At 46.2% G+C, this 19,338-nt stretch carries 18 protein-coding genes; 4 read left to right on the top strand and 14 right to left on the bottom strand.

Annotation, left to right across the window (positions count from 1 at the left end):
• Positions 1-57 precede the first annotated feature (57 nt).
• Together BW42_RS03030 and BW42_RS03025 are read left to right on the top strand one after the other, a co-directional pair.
• Positions 58-1,632, top strand: coding sequence for an FAD-dependent monooxygenase (locus BW42_RS03030; RefSeq protein ID WP_035407276.1), 1,575 nt, complete (start codon positions 58-60; stop codon positions 1,630-1,632).
• Positions 1,633-1,665: 33 nt separating this feature from the next.
• Positions 1,666-1,983 carry a hypothetical protein gene (locus tag BW42_RS03025; RefSeq protein ID WP_035407272.1) on the top strand — a complete coding sequence of 106 codons (318 nt, stop codon included), beginning with the start codon at positions 1,666-1,668 and terminating at the stop codon, positions 1,981-1,983.
• 43 nt (positions 1,984-2,026) lie between these two features.
• Here the strand turns inward: BW42_RS03025 and BW42_RS03020 are convergent, their stop codons facing one another.
• The 7 genes from BW42_RS03020 to recU all read right to left on the bottom strand — a co-directional run bounded on the left by BW42_RS03020 (position 2,027) and on the right by recU (position 10,479).
• A complete protein-coding gene (locus tag BW42_RS03020) occupies positions 2,027-2,581 on the bottom strand; it encodes a nuclease-related domain-containing protein (protein ID WP_035407270.1) in 555 nt (184 codons plus the stop codon).
• A gap of 128 nt (positions 2,582-2,709) precedes the next feature.
• Entirely contained in the window at positions 2,710-3,024 is a 315-nt protein-coding gene (gene gpsB / locus BW42_RS03015) for a cell division regulator GpsB (protein WP_035407267.1), read from the bottom strand.
• A gap of 5 nt (positions 3,025-3,029) precedes the next feature.
• The gene (locus BW42_RS03010) at positions 3,030-3,590 is read right to left on the bottom strand and encodes an SLOG family protein (RefSeq protein WP_035407264.1); all 561 of its coding nucleotides are present in this window, start codon (positions 3,588-3,590) and stop codon (positions 3,030-3,032) included.
• Positions 3,587-4,792 carry a ribonuclease H-like domain-containing protein gene (locus BW42_RS03005; RefSeq protein WP_035407260.1) on the bottom strand — a complete coding sequence of 402 codons (1,206 nt, stop codon included), beginning with the start codon at positions 4,790-4,792 and terminating at the stop codon, positions 3,587-3,589. Before BW42_RS03005 ends, BW42_RS03010 begins: the two co-directional genes overlap by 4 nt.
• Positions 4,789-7,053 (bottom strand): DEAD/DEAH box helicase, encoded by a 2,265-nt coding sequence (locus BW42_RS03000; protein ID WP_035407256.1) that lies wholly within the window; start codon positions 7,051-7,053, stop codon positions 4,789-4,791. The genes BW42_RS03005 and BW42_RS03000 overlap by 4 nt, the downstream gene beginning before the upstream one ends.
• 97 nt (positions 7,054-7,150) lie before the next feature.
• Positions 7,151-9,832: a PBP1A family penicillin-binding protein gene (locus tag BW42_RS02995; RefSeq protein WP_052018995.1), complete on the bottom strand. Its 2,682-nt coding sequence runs from the start codon at positions 9,830-9,832 to the stop codon at positions 7,151-7,153.
• A gap of 20 nt (positions 9,833-9,852) precedes the next feature.
• Positions 9,853-10,479 (bottom strand): Holliday junction resolvase RecU, encoded by a 627-nt coding sequence (gene recU / locus BW42_RS02990; protein WP_035409519.1) that lies wholly within the window; start codon positions 10,477-10,479, stop codon positions 9,853-9,855.
• Positions 10,480-10,553: 74 nt separating this feature from the next.
• On the opposite strand from recU, the gene BW42_RS02985 reads away from it, so the two are divergent.
• Positions 10,554-10,856 carry a DUF1798 family protein gene (locus BW42_RS02985; RefSeq protein ID WP_035407253.1) on the top strand — a complete coding sequence of 101 codons (303 nt, stop codon included), beginning with the start codon at positions 10,554-10,556 and terminating at the stop codon, positions 10,854-10,856.
• Between the two features lie 172 nt (positions 10,857-11,028).
• Positions 11,029-11,943: a DUF3800 domain-containing protein gene (locus tag BW42_RS02980; protein ID WP_023468614.1), complete on the top strand. Its 915-nt coding sequence runs from the start codon at positions 11,029-11,031 to the stop codon at positions 11,941-11,943.
• Positions 11,944-11,982: 39 nt separating this feature from the next.
• Here BW42_RS02980 and nth read toward each other — a convergent pair whose 3' ends face one another.
• The 7 genes from nth to dinG all read right to left on the bottom strand — a co-directional run bounded on the left by nth (position 11,983) and on the right by dinG (position 19,326).
• Positions 11,983-12,639: an endonuclease III gene (gene nth / locus BW42_RS02975; protein WP_035407250.1), complete on the bottom strand. Its 657-nt coding sequence runs from the start codon at positions 12,637-12,639 to the stop codon at positions 11,983-11,985.
• A 4-nt stretch (positions 12,640-12,643) separates the two neighbouring features.
• Complete coding sequence (locus tag BW42_RS02970) at positions 12,644-13,222, bottom strand: DnaD domain-containing protein (protein WP_023468616.1); 579 nt, start codon at positions 13,220-13,222, stop codon at positions 12,644-12,646.
• A gap of 75 nt (positions 13,223-13,297) precedes the next feature.
• Positions 13,298-14,596, bottom strand: a complete 1,299-nt coding sequence (gene asnS / locus BW42_RS02965) for an asparagine--tRNA ligase (RefSeq protein WP_035407248.1) — start codon at positions 14,594-14,596, stop codon at positions 13,298-13,300.
• A gap of 20 nt (positions 14,597-14,616) precedes the next feature.
• Positions 14,617-15,798 carry a pyridoxal phosphate-dependent aminotransferase gene (locus tag BW42_RS02960; RefSeq protein WP_035407245.1) on the bottom strand — a complete coding sequence of 394 codons (1,182 nt, stop codon included), beginning with the start codon at positions 15,796-15,798 and terminating at the stop codon, positions 14,617-14,619.
• A 14-nt stretch (positions 15,799-15,812) separates the two neighbouring features.
• Entirely contained in the window at positions 15,813-16,280 is a 468-nt protein-coding gene (locus BW42_RS02955; RefSeq protein ID WP_035407242.1) for a hypothetical protein, read from the bottom strand.
• Positions 16,277-16,447 carry a YpmA family protein gene (locus BW42_RS16110; protein ID WP_012370646.1) on the bottom strand — a complete coding sequence of 57 codons (171 nt, stop codon included), beginning with the start codon at positions 16,445-16,447 and terminating at the stop codon, positions 16,277-16,279. The genes BW42_RS02955 and BW42_RS16110 overlap by 4 nt, the downstream gene beginning before the upstream one ends.
• A gap of 62 nt (positions 16,448-16,509) precedes the next feature.
• Entirely contained in the window at positions 16,510-19,326 is a 2,817-nt protein-coding gene (dinG, locus tag BW42_RS02950; RefSeq protein WP_231496843.1) for an ATP-dependent DNA helicase DinG, read from the bottom strand.
• Positions 19,327-19,338 lie beyond the last annotated feature (12 nt).

Genomic DNA, 19,338 nt, shown 5'->3' with positions numbered 1-19,338 from the left:
ATCAATAGTTTAATGGTAACGAGTTTTGGCTAAGATGTAAATTAAGGGGGGTTATCCGTGAATAAAAAATTAGATGTCCTCATTATTGGTGCCGGACCAACCGGTTTAACACTCGCACTCGCACTCTCGCGCTATGGATTATCCTTCCGCATCGTCGAACGTGCAAGTGGACCATCTGTCGTCTCCAAAGCCATCGGCATTCAAGCACGTTCCCTTGAATTGTTCGCAAGACTTGGCGTGGCAGAAGATTTAATGGAAAATGCGATTAAAATCAATCAAGGAAACCTCTATGTTAATGGTGCATGGCAGGCAAAGCTTGATTTTACTGATTTAAATACACCTTTTCCGTTTGTTACGCTCTTGCCTCAAAGTGAGACGGAACGGATTCTCGAAGCACGACTCGCCACTTACGGACATACCGTTGAACGAGAGACGGAATTAACAGGATTCGCTCAATTCCCAACGTTCGTTACTGCTACCTTACAACATAAAGGAGAGACAGAGACGGTAGATGCTTCCTTTATCATCGGAGCTGATGGCGCGAATAGCTTTGTTCGTCGAGAACTTGGACTTCCATTTAGCGGAAAATCGTTCAAAGAGTCGTGGGCATTGGCCGATATCGAAGTCGACTGGCCACTCTCTTCCGAAGAGGTCCACATTTTCTTCTCTGATCATGGGGTCATCGAGTCTTTCCCACTTCAGTCGAATTTATTCCGCATTACGGGCAATCTAACGAGCGGACCTGTTCCGACTGATCATAAAGCGATTGATGATTTTTTACAAAATCGAGCCAAAGTACCGTTCGAGCTAAAAAAAGTCCATTGGTACTCCATGTTCCGTGTCCATAATCGAATTATCGAGAAATTTGGTCACCATCGAATTTATTTGATTGGGGATGCGGCACACATCAATTCCCCTGTCGGTGGTCAAGGAATGAATACAGGGATTGCTGATGCGATGAACCTTGCTTGGAAACTTTGGTGTGTGCATCAGTTCAAAGCGAGTTTTCCGTTGCTTGATTCTTACAGTGTCGAACGCCGCGAAGCGGCACAAGGTATCTTACGATCAACGAATTTAGCAACCGAACTCTTGCAGATCAACATTCCGTTTTTGTTGCCTCTACAAGAAAAAGTCATTCGAAATAGTCTCAAGATCGCACCCTTACATCATTTCGTGACAAATCGAATTGCTCAACTCAACAGTCACTACCCAGCAAGCCTGACCTTTGTCACGCAAGGACACTTCAGTCCATTGACACCTAAGCCGGGTGAACCGATGCCCTACAGTGAAGTCGTACATCCGCGGACGAAAAAAAATGAACTCTTGTTACGTCGCGCGGATCGAAATTTCTTATTACTGTTGTTCTTACCAAAAAACGCAACTGACGATCTTCTTGAGCCATTTAAGGAACTCGCCTATACCTATCCAGATCTATTTGAGACAGTACCCATCCATCAATCCCTTAAAGAGGATGGCGTCGTCGATCAAGGTGGCGAACTCGCACGACGCTTCGGCATTAAGCAATCCGGACTATATTTGATTCGCCCTGACGGTTATATCGCGTATCGCCAGCAAGGTTTAAAAAGTAAATCGTTCGCCCGTTATGTTGAACGTTTACTTTATGCGCGCTAACTCGGTATGATAGAAGATGAGGTGAAGGCAGATATGGATATACAACTGATTCGAACGATTTTGATCATTCTTCTGATTGTGGCATTTCTTGTCATCGTCAGTAGACGAGCGAAGGAAAATCTTCGATGGTCGCTTCTCGGAGAAGCATTCGGTGAAAAAGGAGAAGATTTATTGAAGGATGCTGCTCGACTTGAGGCAGCTGATCTAGACATTCGAGTCGAACGCGGCGTCAAGACTTCGTTTTTATTCCGACGCTTCAGTAAAGATTTAGACGATCGCGTAGCGGTGTATGTCTTAAAAGAAGACATGGATCAAGCCGAGAACATCCTTGCGTCTCGACCAAGACGATAAATTTAAATAAAAGGCAGTGAAGCGTTCGCTTCACTGCCTTTATTCATTCCTGTTGCTGCGCGAGATAAAACGCGACTTGTTTTCGTTCTTGCTCTTGAACAGGAGAGGATTTCTTTGAAACAATGAACGCTCGCACATCTTTGAATGTATGACCCGTCGGAAATTTAATTCGTTCCGTCCGCATCTGTGGTGCATTCGGAAAAAGTGTGATGCCATGAATCGGTATGACGATCCCTTGTTTTTTTAGCGTTTTTCGAACCATTTGGACAATTCGTTTCGATTGATTAATCGGATGGGGTGAAAACACCTTTTTCCCATGCATAGGATCGATGACATGACAGGATTCTTCCGTCATCCATTCTACGACTGCATCGTTTTGCAACACAAGAAACAACCCTTTTGGACCAATCAAAGCAAAGGGAATGATAATCGTTTCAGTTAGACGTATACGTTCAAATAACATCCAATCAAAACGACATACATGACGGATTTCATTGCAGAGCGCATCTGTTTCATGCGTCATCGTATTCACTTGCTTACTTGCAAAAAAGCGACGGCGTGGTGGTGCCGGAACAGAAGCAGTCATGACTTGTAACATGATTCATCATCCTTTGTAATATGTATTAGTAGTTATCTTAACACCGTTTTCGTATACATGACGATTCTTTCAAAAAGAAGGAAATCAAAAAAGACATTTCTGACGATTGGCAGAAATGTCTTTTTTCATTAGTCTTGATGAGGGCGACCGAAAACCGCCTTCTCAAGATTCGAAATACGACGTAACATATCATAATTGGATGAACTCGACACTTGTGGTTCAACGTGTTCAACACGACGCTCTTCCCGTTTTTCTGGTTGAGCAGGTGCTTGTTTCAACGCCTCATTCTCTTTCTTCAGACGCTCGATTTCACGTTCGAATCCTTCATAGTCTTTAATGATTTGATCCAAGTATCCATCGACATCCTCGATGACATAGCCACGGAGGCCGGTCTTGAATTCCTTTTTGTAAATATCGTCCGCTGTCAACAATGGCTTATACATCCTCTTCACTCCCACTGATCATTGTATTGTAATTCTTGTTCGAGCCAAGATAAATCATCTTGTGTAATCAAAAATAACTGATAATCGGATTGTTCCATTTCCATTCTAGCACGCTCTACTAAAAATTTCGCTGATCCTCCATGCTCTTCATCAAAAACCGACAACAATCCTTGGCTTTTTTGGATCATGAATTCAGTTTTATTGCGCAACTGCGATGGATCCGTATACGGTTTCTGACTGATTGCTTCGACAAAGTCAGCTTGTTCAAGAATCGAAAGATACTGTGCTTGGACTGGTTCTTTCCAGCGCGCTTCCTGTTCTAAAAACGGCAAGAGGATACCAAGATGAATATCTGGATACTCTTCTTTTAATTCAAGAACGACCTCGCATGCCCAGATTTCGCATCCAGGCGAGGCATTTGTAATGAACCACTCTGTTCCACGGTCTTCAATCAAGCGAATCATCCGCTCTCGGTATGCTGCCTTTAAGACCCGGATACCCGGGTGTTTTTGATCAAAGATGCCTAGTTCATTTGGTTTGTATCCTGTGATGGCGACTACTTTCACGAGTTACACTTCCTTTTTAACCGACGTTCTCGATGATCCAGTTCAGCTAATATTCGTTCTTTTTTAGTGATTAACCAATGATGCCGTTCGACGTGTTGTCGTGCTCGTTCCGTATAATCATAAGCAAGCACAGGATTTTTTGCAATGTGCTCTGCCCACTTCGCAAGTTCGAGATACCCCAAGTAACTATCGCTTTTTAAAAAGCAGTCTCTAGCTTGTTCATGGTTCTTCATTTTTTTATGCAAATACCCTTGGCGTAGCCATCCTTCTGCTGATAATTCTTTAACCTGCTGAAAATGAGCATGGGATCCTTCATGGATTCCAAGATCCGCTAACCAAATCGCGATGTTCTCTTGAATAGGAGAAGGTGCTTCCGCCCGATGCGTGACAAGACGGTTACACGCATCATACAGTCCAACGAGCGTTAAACAGTCATCTAGATGATGTTGTAAGACGCCCGTCATGATTTCCGGTTGCTGATGTTCAACATATTGGAAATAATGCATTGGTGCCAAAAAACCAGGTAGGTCACCTTCCCGCTCGAATCCAATCCGCTCTTCCATCGCTGTCAATCGATACGAGTCATACATTCCTTTAAAAATGCGCCGCGCAACATGGAGTAAATCAAGATGACCGACTTTCGGTAATCGTGGAACACGTTCCCGAACGAAAACGTGTCGTGTCTTGATTTGCGGCCAATCAAAGCTTTTTCCATTATAGGTCACGAATCGGACATCATCCCCGATATCATGCAGGAAGTGATGGTAAAAGGCAGCCTCAAAGTGCGGATGCGGTAAGAAATATTGTCGCATCAACAATCCTCCCTGCTCAAAGCGCGCAAACCCGAGTAAAAAAATCGTCGTTCCGGCTCCCCGCAATCCTGTCGTCTCCGTATCAAAGAAGATGACCTGCTCAAGTGGGACATCCAGCGCAAGTGGTGGATGAGGAAGCTGTAAAGACTCATACACTTCGGCAAAACTCCGGTCTCCATGCCGGTCCGTCAGAGCATAGCGTTTGTCGACCCTGACAATCCACTCTTGTTCGAATGTTAAGATATCCGCCCCACGATCAATCCAGGCTTGTTGCTCTTCAGTCCATCCGCTTGTTGGCTTTAGCGTTTCCACTTCGAGGACAGAAGGCTCTATATTCTCCGATGAGACGTCTGATGTAGATTTCAGCATTCGTCTAAGACGATTTTTCATGATAATTCCTTCTCCATTTCTGCTAACAACTGAATCGTTCGTTCTTTCTCGTCTGCTACGCCGACCATGCCGATACAAGCAGGACAACCGTCCTGGCAAGGACATGTGACAATCGAATCACGCGCTGCGCGTAGCATGACACCGCGTTGTTTGTAGATTGATTCCGCGAGACCAACGCCTCCAGGATAACGATCATATAGATAGACGGTCGGTTGCTGCGTGTGTGTCGCCTTGACTTGCGGCACGACGAAGACATCACTAGCGTCACACATCAAATAAAGCGGAGCAACACGTCGTAAACTATTCGCGACACCTTCCAACACTTGTTCAAGCTCCGTCGAGGAGCGTGCATGATCGGGTAAGGTGAACCAGACACCTGTCGTATGAATCTCTCGTTCTGGTAAGTGAATCGGACCAGACCCGATGTTCTCATGTGTTCCGAACTTGATCTTCTTGAACATCGTCGCCATCCCCCGAACACTGACATCTCCACGCGCAACACTGTATTCTCCCTCTGCATACTGTTCATCTTCTTCGAGAACGGAAAGGTCGACTGAAAAATTAGCATCTGTATAATAATCAACGTCTACTGCACGGACGAATGCTTTTTTCTCCTCAAAATCCAAGTACTCGACTTGGTATTGATCGGCCCCATGCAAATAAATGGCCTCGTCATGTAACAACGTCATTGCACTAAAGGTATCCATCTCGCCGATGACTCGATTCGGTACCTCGGTCTGATCGACGATGATGACATTCTCTTGATCACTGGACCGTAGCGATATCCCGTGTGCTGGAAACGCGTCATTCATCCAATAAAAACGATCGCCTCGCTCGTGCAGGACACGCTCTTCGACTAAGTACGCGAGGATGTCTTCCGTCTCAAGCGTTCCAAATGATTCGCCTTTCGTAAAAGGCAGTTCAAACGCCGCACATTTGACGTGATCGACGGCAATGATCAAATTATCTGGATCAAGTCGCGCTGCTTCCGGGGATTGATTCAAGAATAACTCTGGTCGTTCTGCAACATATTGATCGAGCATACCAGATGAGGCGACAAGAATGATTAGTGCATCATCTTGCCGACGCCCCGCTCGTCCTGCTTGTTGCCAAAGTGAAGCAATCGTACCCGGATAGCCGTTCATGATACACACTTGCAGTTGACCGATGTCGACACCGAGTTCAAGAGCATTTGTCGAGACGATACCTGTGATTTCTCCTTGGCGTAACCGTCGTTCGATATCGCGACGTTCACTTGGTAAATAACCACCTCGATACCCTTCGATGGATCGAGGACCAAGCTCGTGCGGATAGATACTTCTCAGATACGTCAGTAAGACTTCGACGCGGACGCGAGACCGTGCAAAGACGATTGTCTGAAACTTGTTCTTGATGAAGCGCATCGCTAATTGTTTTGTCTCAAGTGTCGCCGAGCGTCGAATACCGAGTTGTGCGTTGACGATCGGTGGTTGATAGACGAGAAAATGTTTACGTCCTGTCGGCGCACCATTCTCATCAATTAGTCCGACTGTTTTCTCCGTTAATCGTTCGGCTAGTTCCTTTGGATTTGCAATCGTTGCACTTGTCATGATGAAGACGGGATTACTGCCATAATACCGACAAATCCGTCGTAAGCGACGAATGACATTCGCGACATGACTGCCAAAGACACCGCGATACGTATGAAGCTCATCGATGACGATATATTTTAAATTCTCAAATAGTTCGATCCATTTTGTATGATGTGGTAAGATTCCGGAATGTAGCATATCTGGATTCGTAATGACGATGTTCCCGGCTTTTCGTACTTTTGTTCGAATCGTCGGTGACGTATCTCCGTCATATGTGAAACAACGGATTGGAGCCTCTAATTGATCGATCAGTTCGAGTAATTCACTATTTTGATCTTGTGCCAGCGCTTTTGTCGGGTACAGATACAACGCTCGTGCATTTGGATGTTCGAGCAAGTGTGATAAGACCGGTAAATTAAAACAATAGGTCTTTCCCGAGGCGGTTGGAGTGACGATGACCGTCGACTCGCCTGCTTGTACGCGTTCATACGCCAATCCTTGGTGACGGTATAACTGAGTGATGCCACGTGTCCGGAGGGCTTGGCGCAAGCGTTCCGGTAACTGTTCTGGAAAATCGACATAGCGTCCCGCTGTCGCTTCCATCGTTTTCATATACGTAATCCGCTCCATGAATGAACGGTCCTGTTTCAATTCTTCAAGAAATGCAACGAGCGTTTGTTTCGCTTGCATGCCTTCACTTCCTTCCACTTTTCATTATACAAAAAAAGAAGCAAGACCAAAGAACGATCTACTCGTCTTTGGTCTTGTCTTTCTTTACAAGTCGTGCTTATGGTGTTGTAGAATTCGTAGCGTCGTTTCCACGACCATTATTTCCATTATCATTCGAGTTGTTTCGTTCCGTTGAACCGTTCGAATTGTTTTGTGCATTCGCACCATCATTTGAATTCGGTGTATCTGTTGACGGTTCATCCGTCGTTGGTTCGTCTGTCGTTGGCTCGTCCGTTGACGGTTCGTCCGTCGTTGGCTCGTCCGTCGTTGGCTCGTCCGTCGTCGGCTCGTCCGTCGTTGGCTCGTCCGTCGTCGGCTCGTCCGTCGTTGGCTCGTCCGTTGACGGTTCGTCCGTCGTTGGCTCGTCCGTTGACGGTTCGTCCGTTGACGGTTCATCCGTCGTTGGCTCGTCCGTTGACGGTTTTTCTTCTTCAGGATCGGTGACCGTTACCGTCGTCGAGACTGGTCCCGATTTTTCTCCTGACGCTTTCGCTACGACTTGGAATATCGAGCGACCTGGCTTTAATCCACTGATACTGATTCGATTCGTCGTACTCGTTCCGACTGTCGATGATTTACCATCAGCATCTGTCATCTTTACTTCAAATGATACATTATCATACCCATTGGCACGAAGCGCAGCGTCATTGTAGTTCCAAGTCAGTTCACCGCTCTTTTTGTCTTCATCGTAAGATGCTTGTAATCCAGTCGGAGCGGGTACCGTCTTTTTTTCAACGACAGGTTCCTTCGTCCCTTTCACGTATAATTCGTTTCCGATACTGAGGACAGAACTTGGTTGTTCAAATGGCGCTGGCGTTCGATCGCGTGTTTTCGTGATGAAATCTTTCCAGATTTGCTGTGCCATCGTACTGTTATACGGACCACTGAGTCCGGATCCATTGTTGTTTCCTGATTTCGTTGTTCCTGTCCAGACACTGATCGAGACATCAGATGTATATCCTGCAAACCAGACATCTTTATAAGCATTGGTTGTCCCTGTCTTACCGGCTGCATCAAACGACAACCCAGCACTTGGGAACGTACCGCCTGGTTTTAAGACATCACGAAGCATATCCGTCAACATATAAGCTGTGTAGTCTTCCATCGCCTTTTTTGATTTGATTGGTGACTTGATTTTAGATCCGTCACTGTACTCAATCGATTTAATGACGTGCGGTTTGATATAATCGCCCCCATTACCCAGTGTTGCATAAGCTCCTGCCATCTGAGTCGTATTAAAACCATGCTTCATCCCACCAATTGCATAAGCTGGTGAAATCGACTCATCGTCTTTCATTTTCAAGCCAGACTTTTCAGCGAATGCTTCGACTGCATCCCCACCAATTTCTTGGAACGTTTGAATGGCAGGTGTGTTAGCCGAGATTTTCAACCAATGACGAATCGTATTCGTACCACGATATCCATCATAATAGTTTCCAATCTCTTTTCCGTTGACTTCTGTCGGCTTATCCGTCAATTGTTTCGCAGTCGACCATTTGTCATTTTCGATGGCCGGACCGTATGCGAAGAATGGTTTTGCGGATGATCCCGGTTGATGGGGTTCATTTGCATAGTTTCGTCGCGCTGTTCCTTTACCTGGATTTTTACCATCGACGACTGCAAGAACTTCTCCGGTTTGCGTATTAATTGCCGTAGCAGCCGTTTCAGCATATTCCGGTAATTGAACGATTTGATCTTTTTTGATCGCTTCGTTCATATAGTCATGCATCGGCTTATCAATCGACGTATAGATCTTTAACCCTTGACCATAGATATCTTTTCCTTCTAGACCAAAATCATCTTCTAACTCTTTTGATACCATGTCGAAGATGACACTATCATATGATTCATCCTTCGTTGACTTCGGCGCCGGATTGATTAATTTCGAAATTGGTTGTTTGACCGCTTTATCTCGTTGCGCTTTTGTAATGACGCCTGTCGTTTGCATCGCATTGAGGACTTGTGTCTGACGCCATTTCGTTAGCTTCGGATCTCCTTTGATTGGATCATAAGCTGTCGGACGTTGCGGTAATCCCGCGAGCATTGCAGCTTCCGCATAATTCAACTTATCAACTGATTTATTGAAATAGGCTTTTGAAGCGGTCTGGATGCCAAATGAGTTTTGACCATAGTAGTTTTTATTCAAGTACATCTCTAAAATCTGATCTTTCGTATAATCCTGCTCTAAGCGGATCGCAAGCCATTGCTCTTGGACTTTCCGTGTGATTGTTTTATCAAAGCTGAGGAATGATTGTTTGACGACCTGTTGCGTAATCGTCGAAGCGCCTTCAGAACCAAATCCATCAGTGACGTTCGCGATGATGGCACCTCCGAGACGGCGGAAATCAATCCCGTTATGCTGATAAAAACGACGGTCCTCGATCGAGATGAATGCGTCCTTGACGACTTCTGGTACTTCATCGATCGACACATATTCTCGGCTCGTTCCACCTTTTGTGATTTCCTCTTTATTACTTGCATAAATCTTTAACGGTAAAGCATCACGAAGCTCTGCTTCATCAAGCTCAGGTGCCGTAGCAATCGCATAAGCCGCAAATCCGCCTCCGATCAACATCATCAAGATGAATAATCCGGTAGCAATCAACAATAACTTTTTCCAGAGTGGACCTTTCCCACCGGATCCTCCACCTGATTTTTTCTTTTGGGGACGTTTCGTCCGTTTCATCTTTTTCTCAGATGACTTCGTCTCTTCACGACGTGCGACACGACTTCTTTCCATATGCTATCCTTCTCCTTCAATCAAAAAGTGTCTGAATTGAAATATAGTTCGTCCACTGCCTTTAAATAATCGATAGCAGGGTACGCGCCAGTCTCGACTTTGATACCGTCTTGTTCGATGATCGTCAGCGGAATGGATTTCCGTCCGCTTTCGAGTTGATCCCACCAGGGGAACACGTGCTCGACTGAAAGCACATATTGCACATTATACAGACTGAATCGAATGATGACAAAACAAATTCCTCCATGTTCGACACATTGACGCATGTGTGCGATTTGATGGGGGTGAAAATTTTTTATCGGGAAGGACGTTTTATTCGTCGTCTCCTTCGCTTCGAAATCAATGTATTTTCCACGGTACACGCCATTATAATCAGTCGTCGACGGTTGCTTGAAGTAGGCTTCCTTAACGACCGCTGCCGACCGTTTCGGATAATCCACTTGAACGATTTGTAACGGAGTGGGTTTCTTGTGAATGATTGCCCGATTATGAGTCAGATAAAACGTATTACTTTCATTCAATAATTTTTCGAGCGTCATCCCACGATTTGAAAAGGTTGAATCGGTTGATCGTGCCTTCTTGATTCGGGTTCCGTGCGACTCGAGTGGCTTTTGAAATTTTTTCCCATTCGGGTAATTCAAAACGATTCCCCTCCTATCGCGTTTATTGTACCATGATATGTGATTGTACCGTATCGGCCGAGAGGAGTAGTTAAAAACCAATGACAATTGAACCGTTATTACAAGAGATTGAACGTATATATCAAGAAGGACGTGCCGGAACCGAATATGACTTCAATCGAGACGTCGTACCGTTCGTCGAACGAGCAGATCAACTGATTGCGCAGTGGCAAATGAATGCCCAAGATAGTCCTTACTTACGTCCGAGCATGGTCGAAAGTGCTGTGGATCAACTGAAGCAGATTTCTGTCCAAGCCTTTCAGCCGAAGACGAGTCTGAAACGTTTCAATGAAACGATTAAATCCGTCCGCTATATCGATCGATTGATGAATGGCGAAGAATAATAATTAAAAACAGGAATTATCTTCCTTGAGTCGAACACCTAATCTATAAGGGAATGTTTCACCGGTTTCACTTGCCAGGCTATAGCTTTTCAGTCGCCTAGCGTGTAAAGTGGCATCAAGAGCATTTCTTTCTTAAGACTGTGTAATTATCGTGCAATTGGAGGAGATTCATTTGAACAAACGGGTACAATCGAACGTCAAAGGCGTTGATGTCAAAGGATTTCCTAAGAACTCAACCCCTGCCCCGAAGAAATACATCATGTTCGTTGACGAGACGGGAACACCTAAGGGGAATACACAATTCAATCTAACAGGTGTCTTGATGGAATATAAATATGCCATCGATTCGGATGAGACGGGCGAACCGAGTCCGCTTCGTCAACGTTTGATGGACTTCAAGGCAAAAGTCTTTGAAGATCCACATATTCCGCTTCATCTCAAAGAAATTTTAAAAGCCGAACATCCATATGGAAAAGAAGACGGGATCACGATCGATATGTTGCGTCACTTCTGGATTGCCTTACCGGAATTTTTAGTTGATATCGATTGTACGATCGTCAGTGTCGAAGTCGATAAACAGAAGCTGCAAGACTTCTTCTCGACACCGAAGGATCCGTATGTCGTTGCCTTCGCTCATCTGATGAAATCGTTCTATTCCTTCCTTGATGAGACAGAAGCGACGAGTGCACGTGTTGTGCTTGAAAGTCGTGATGATTATCAGAACTTGCTGATTCAAAAGGCATTCTTCGATATTTTCAATTCAGGAACGGTCCATCTCGACGTTGAAAAAAGCCGTCAAAAAATCAAGGGCTTCATCTTTGCTGAAAAAGACAGCGACCTCTACCAATCTGGTCTTGAGATTGCCGATTTGGTCTGCTTACCTTTGTCCCGCGTCCGTCGTGGTGTCATCGAGGTAAAACCACGGTTTGTCCATTATGGGGACGAAAACCGGATTTTTAAAGCCATCAAAGATAAAATTTACATTCGCCGCGATAGCCCGGACCAAGATTTCCGAAACTGGGGTTTCAAAAAAGTACCGATCACGAAAAAGCGTCGTGAATGGTCCGATACCCCTTGGAATGGTTGATGACTCAAAAAAAGTGGATCCGATAGGGATCCACTTTTTTTATGGTGTCGCTAATCCTTTTGTCCGCTTTTTCCCTTCTCGACACATGTCGAGTAACGGGCAAGCTTCACAGTTCGGACGTTGTGCCTTACAGTGATAACGTCCAAAGAAGATGAATTGATGATGGAGTTTTGACCAACGTTCTCGTTTGAAACGGCGCATGAGTGTCGCTTCAACCTGTGTGACATTATCCTTCCACCGACAGATTCCGAGACGTTTCGAGACGCGCTCGACATGTGTATCAACCGCAAATGCCGGGACATCGAAGGCGACAGACAAGACGACGTTCGCCGTTTTACGCCCGACACCAGGTAATGCTTCAAGTCCGGCTCGTTCCGTCGGGACTTCACCGTCGTGTTGCGCAAGAAGTTGTGCCGCCAGTGCCTTGATGTTTTTTGCTTTATTCCGGTATAATCCAAGTCGTTTGATCTTGTCCTCGATTTCCTCAACCGGTGCCGCAGCAAGTGAAGCAGGATCCGGATACGCAGCAAATAATCCAGGCGTCACCTGATTGACGAGTACGTCGGTCGCTTGCGCACTCAGTGCGACCGCGACGACCAGTTCAAACGGATTGCGGTGAATCAACTCGCAAAATGCATCCGGAAACATCTCTTCTAACGTCGCTTCAATCCGATTGATTTCTGCTTTCCGTAACATCTACTCAGCCTCCTCGCCCGGCAAGATCCTCAAGTGTCTTGATGCCTTCGCGTTCCCATGTTCGTAAAATTTGATTGATATAAGTCATCTTGCGAACGTTATGATAGACCGCTTCTCGAAGTGCGGCAAGTACCAGCTCTTCCGAAATGTTCTCGATCGTCAACCACTGAATGATTTGCTCCATCTGAAACGGTGACATCATCCCGAGTTCCCGCTCGAATTGTTGGAAGACGGATGGGTTGATTGTATCAAAGTTCGGTGCTTCCTGTTCCGGTGGTGCCATCAGTTTTTCGTAAAGCGGCACAAGCGAATAACGTTCTGATCCGTTGACGTTCTCCATCGCTAGTAATCCTTTTTGTAATAAACCGAGTGTCGTCTCGATTGTTTCCGTCTCGGATAGTCCAAGTCGATTACTTAACTCTTCCGGTGACGGCATCTCCATGCCCTCTGCCCGACAGGCAAACAGTTGACCAATTAACGTGAACTCGACAAAACTGATACCTAATCGTTTCGCCTCTGTGAACAATCGTTTTGGTAAGACGACCGTCCCTTCCTCGAATAATTGCACTAAATTATGATTCATCGTAATTCCTCGATTCTCTAGTCTAAACAAGAAATCGACCCGTCGAGACGATGGGTCGATGTTTTTCCTTACTGCTTATGGATAGAGGCGGTTCAGCAGACGTGGGAACGGAATCGTTTCCCGAACGTGCTCGACGCCTGTAATCCAAGCAACTGTCCGCTCCAAACCAAGACCGAAGCCACTGTGTGGAACAGAACCGTATTGACGTGTTTCAAGATACCATTTATAGGCACCCGTCTCATCAAGACCATGTTTCTTCATCTCAGCGAGAAGTTTGTCATGATCTTCTTCACGTTGTGAACCACCGACGATTTCCCCGTATCCTTCAGGGGCAATCAAATCATCACATAAAACGAAATCTGGGTTTTCCGGATCTTCTTTCATGTAGAACGGCTTAATTGCTTTTGGCCAATGCGTGATGAAGACAGGGCGCGCAAAGCTGTTTGCGATCGCTGTCTCATGTGGTGCACCAAAATCATCCCCGAATTCGATATCGTCGAATCCTTGCTCTTTGAGCATGTCGATTGCTTCTGTATACTTGACGCGTGGGAACGGTGCTTTAATGTTTTCAAGGACCGTCAAGTCACGTCCAAGCAACTCAAGCTCCGCACGGCAGTTCTTCAGTGCCGATTGCACGAGGTGCGAGACGTAATTTTCTTGGACTTCGAGGTTCATCTCGTGATCGTGGAATGCCATCTCCGGCTCCATCATCCAGAATTCGATCAAGTGACGACGTGTTTTTGATTTTTCAGCACGGAACGTCGGACCGAACGAGAAGACCTTTCCAAGTGCCATTGCTGCCGCTTCCATGTAGAGCTGACCAGATTGTGAAAGGTATGCATCTTCATCGAAATATTTCGTATGGAACAATTCTGTTGTTCCTTCTGGCGCACTACCTGTTAAGATTGGCGGATCCACTTTGATGAATCCTTCTTGGTTGAAAAATTCGTACGTCGCACGAATCAATTCATTCCGAACGACCATGACCGCATGCTGACGCTTTGAACGTAACCAGAGGTGACGGTTATCCATCAAGAAATCCGTTCCGTGTGCTTTTGGTGTAATCGGATAATCGATCGCTTCATGGATGACTTCGATTTTTGAAATTTCCATTTCATGACCGATCGCTGTCCGACCGCCATCTGATTTGATGACACCTGTTACCCAAAGTGACGATTCCTGTGTTAAGCCTTTTGCTTGTTTAAATAAGTCTTCGCCGACCGTTTCTTTAACGACGACACCCTGCATGAATCCAGAGCCATCCCGAAGTTGGAGGAAGGCGATTTTACCACTCGAGCGTTTGTTTGCTAACCAACACCCAATCGTCACTTCTTCTCCTACATATTTATTTACATCCCGAATCATTGTTTTCAACAGTCAACATCCTCTCTCTATTAAACGGCTGTATGGGCCGTGATGAATCCTTCAATCCGGTCGAGTGCCTCTAAGACACGTGCCGGATCCGTTGCATAAGATAGGCGGACATAGTCCGGTGCACCAAATCCTGAACCTGGAATCAAGGCAACCTTCGCTTCAGATAAAACAGCTGTACACCAGTCATCGACATTATCGAATCCACACATCTCAGCAGCGTGCTTTGCATGTGGGAACAAGTAAAATGCCCCTTCCGGCTTCAGACACGTCAATCCTTTAATCTCGATGAGTCGTGCGTAGATTTTTTCAAGTCGTTCTTCAAAGATGACACGCATCGCTTCGACCGGTGCATCACCCTCTGCATACGCAGCAACCGATGCTGCTTGCGCAATCGATGTCGGATTCGACGTTGAATGGCTCGCTAAGTTCGTCATCGCTGCGATGATATCTTTAGGTCCAATCGCATACCCGATCCGCCAGCCTGTCATCGCATGTGATTTTGAGACACCATTGATGATGACCGTCCGTTCGCGCATTTCTGGTAAGGACGCGATCGAGATATGTGTCACACCGTTATAGAGCAACTTTTCATAAATCTCGTCACTGATGACGAGTAAATCGTGCTTGATTGCAACATCTGCTACCATCTCAAGCTCTTCTTTCGAATAAACCATCCCCGTCGGATTCGATGGTGAATTCAAGACAAGTGCTTTCGTCTTCGGAGTGATATGTTGCTCGAGCAATTCCCGTGTCACTTTGAAGCGAGACGATTCGTCCGTCTCGAGAATGACAGGGACACCGTCACTGAGTTTAATTTGCTCTGGATAACTGACCCAGTATGGTGCTGGGACGATGACTTCATCGCCTGGGTCGAGAATTGCTTGGAACAATGTCGAGAGCGCATGCTTTGCGCCAGAAGCGACCATGACTTCTGAACGTTCATATGGCATCCATAAGTCACGGCGTGTTTTTTCAATGATCGCATCCTTCAAGGCAACCGTTCCGCCAGACGGCGTGTATTTCGTATCGCCTGCTTCTGCTGCCTCGAATGCTGCTTGAATGATGAATTCCGGTGTATTGAAGTCGGGCTCTCCCGCACCTAAACCGATGATGTCTTGACCTTCTTCACGTAGTGCCTTAGCTTTCGCAGTGATGGCTAGAGTCGTAGATGGTGTCAATTGTCGTACGCGTTTCGATAACATGTCGCCCACTCCCTTTACTTAATTCGTAATCTTTTGATAAAAGATCCTTCTTGATATGTGTAATACGAATAATCATAGCCTGTCTTCGTCTTTGAAACGATCTCGATGACAGCACGGTCCTCAAAACCGTATTTAGCAGACACGATATCTCCGAGTTCCGGATGATCCGCGATGACCGTTTTAATGGCAATACCATCAGCAACCGGTCGTGTCTCAATCGTTCCTTTTTCCGGAACAAACGCCCGTACCGCCTGTCCACTCTGCTTCATCGTAAAAACGACATATTGGCGTTTTCCGCTAAAGACAGATTCGAACCGGACGTCTGTCGGCTTTAGTTCTTTTTTCAGACGCGTCTCTGCTTGTTCCGCGACGCTCTGTTCTCGGTCTTTTGCCTCAGCGATCGTCACCTGATAAACAGCTGTTCCAAGAACAGCCAAGATGAGGAGTGCACTCAGTAGACCAAGCGTGACTTTCCACTTCATGTGCGATAGATGGTGAAAACCATCTGCTCCTTGTCTTTTTCATCGAGAGCAAGACCGAACATTAAATCTTCCGTTTTCAGCGTCCGGTTCAATAAGTCGACGATTTTATACGTATCGTCATGGCGGTTCACTTTGACGGTCGCAAGTGTTTCAATTTTTGAATCCATCTGTATGTCCTCCCTCATTTTTCTCTATCTATTATAATGCGATAGGGTTTATCTGAATAGACTCAATCGCCATCATTCAAGAACAATTCAAGTTCTGCGGTCAGTTCATCAAGCGGTTTTGATAAAACAGGCACTTTCGGCAGACTCGTAACGAATCGTTTTCCGTATCGCGTCGTCTCAATCCGGCGATCGAGCACGAAGACAACACCACGATCGTTCGTCGTCCGGATCAAGCGACCAAACCCTTGTTTAAAGCGAATGATTGCTTGCGGTAGGCTGTATTCGAAAAATGATGATTTTCCGAGTTTTTCGATCCGTTCCGAGCGTGCTTGGACAATTGGTTGATCTGGTGGCGCGAATGGTAGGCGGACGATGACGAGACAACTGAGATCATCTCCCGGGATATCGACCCCTTCCCAAAAACTAGCCGTCCCGAACAAGATACAGGCATCGAGTTGCTTGAACTGTTTCATCAGTCGTTGCCGTGAACCTTGCGTGACCCCTTGCGAGAGTAATGTAAACCGGTCTGGCAGCAACGGCTTCGTCGCCTCATGCGTCAGTCGTAGCAAGTCGTTCGAGGTAAATAAGACAAGCATCCGTCCCTCCGTCACCTCTGCGATTTGTAAGATTGCTTCCGCAATCGTCTCCGCGAATTCTGGCAATGGCACATCCTGTAAGAGTGGGAGATCCGTCGGAATCATCAGTCGCACATTATCGGCATATCCGAACGGCGACGGCACGACGAAACGACGAGTCTCAAAAGCATCGAGTCCTAATCGGTTCTCAATGAATTGGAATTTGTTCGAGACAGTCAACGTCGCAGACGTCAGGATACACGTGCGTTTTGAAAAGACATCGCGTCGTAATCGCTCTGAAATGTCAATTGGTTGTGTGTATACGCGTGTTAGCTTTCGGTTCTTAACGGACGTCTCGATCCAAGATACCGTCTCATCGTGCGGAGCAAGCATCGTCTCGAAGATCGCGAGCTCTGCTTCTTCGATTTGTGCCGTGATCGCTTTTAAATCCGCGACGAGCGAACGCTCCCGATAACTCATTTGCTCCCGATGTTCATGGAACAGTTTATGAATCGCACGAATTGCTTGACGCAAACGTCGCAACACCAATTCAACCCGCTTGGCACTCTCTTGGACGGCACGCATCGAACGATCGAGTCGCTTAAAGCGAATGCTGACCATTCCTTCCCGTCGTGCTTTGCGGGAAGCCAGTTCGAGCCCATATGCTTGAACGATCATCAGTAGGCCGTCTGCTTCTTCGAGCAACGTCGTCAGTGCTTCATCGACCGTCTCACTATGGGCTTCAACCATCTCGGCAATATCCCATTCTTCCGACAGATCAAGCAAACGGTGCAATAATTTTTTGTCAGATGAATACCCGAGTTGGCGGAACAGACGATCAAACGTATGACCATCAAAAACGAGACCAAAATGATGGCTCGCGACTTCTTCGATTTGGTGTGCCTCGTCGAGAATCAACGGGCTTCCTTTCGGTAAGACCCCTGCTTCGAACTGCAGATCACTAAACAACAACGCATGGTTAGTGACGATAATCGTCGCATCTTTCGCTTGGCGAATCGCATGCTGGAAGAAGTCCCGACTGTACCAGGGATCAAACCGTCCAAGCTGCGATTGACTATCGGATTGAATCAATTGCTTGATTCCGATATTGCCTTGCGCTGCACCACCCGGTAAGCTGACTTCCTCTAAATCTCCTGTTTCCGTCTCCGTCAACCATACGAGAAGAATCGCTTTTGCGAGCGTAAAATTATAGACATCCTCTTGATCATTCAAGAAAAATTCGAATTTCCGTAAATCGATATAGTTACTTCGTCCTTTAAGCAATGCAATCTGGACCGGCGTATCGAACAATTGACGCAATAGCGGTAAATCACGCGCAAACAGTTGCTCCTGTAATTGAATCGTGTGTGTACTGACGACAATCGGCACTTCGTGTTCGAGCGCGTAGTGCGCTGCAGGCACGAGATAACCGAGCGATTTCCCGGTCCCTGTTCCCGCTTCGACAAGTAACGGCGTTTCTTGATCGAGCGACTGATAGACATGACGCATCATCTCGAGCTGCCCACGTCGCTCTTCATATCCTTCGAATAGACGAGGGAACGTCACGGCATTCAATTCATCAACGAACGGTCCGAACGGTTCAAGAATGGGCGGATGTGACAAACGTTCTATTGTCTGACGCTTTTTCAAAGCGATTTTACGAAAACGATCGAATCGCTCATCCTCTTCGATGCCGACTAAACGAATCGCATGGTCGATTTCCTCTTCGATGGCACTAAATAGACGTGGTGATAACCGTCTGAGATGTTTTAATGTCTCGAGCGGCAACGTATGTAGTCGCTTGAGTAGTTCAAGTAACAATTCAGCCGTCGCCGAAGCATCACTTCCTGCCCGATGTGCTTCTTGATGAGCAAGATGCAATGATTCTGACAGATGCGACAACGCATGGCTTTCTGCTGTTGGAAGTAAGATTCGCGCAAGTTCTACCGTATCAATGACGGGACCTGTGTACGGCAAGTATCCTTCTTCTTCTAACGCATCGTTTAAGAAGTTTAAATCGAACTGCACATTATGTGCGACGAAGACGCCACCATCGAGCAATGATAAAACTCGTGGTGCGATGACATCGAACGTCTCGGCATCTTTGACATCTTTATCCGTGATGCCCGTCAACTGGGAAATGAATGGAGGAATCGGTTGGGTCGGACGGACGAATGCAGACAGTTGTTCTGTCAACTGTCCATCTTCAATGACCGCCATTCCGATCTCAATCATCTCATCGCCAGCCTTTATGGAATGACCTGTCGTTTCCAGGTCGACTACGACGTACTTTTTCTTCAACACTGATCCTCCACC

The organism is Exiguobacterium sp. RIT341, from assembly GCF_000632205.1.
Lineage (GTDB): Bacteria > Bacillota > Bacilli > Exiguobacteriales > Exiguobacteriaceae > Exiguobacterium_A.
This window is presented reverse-complemented; position numbering and strand designations above follow the sequence as displayed.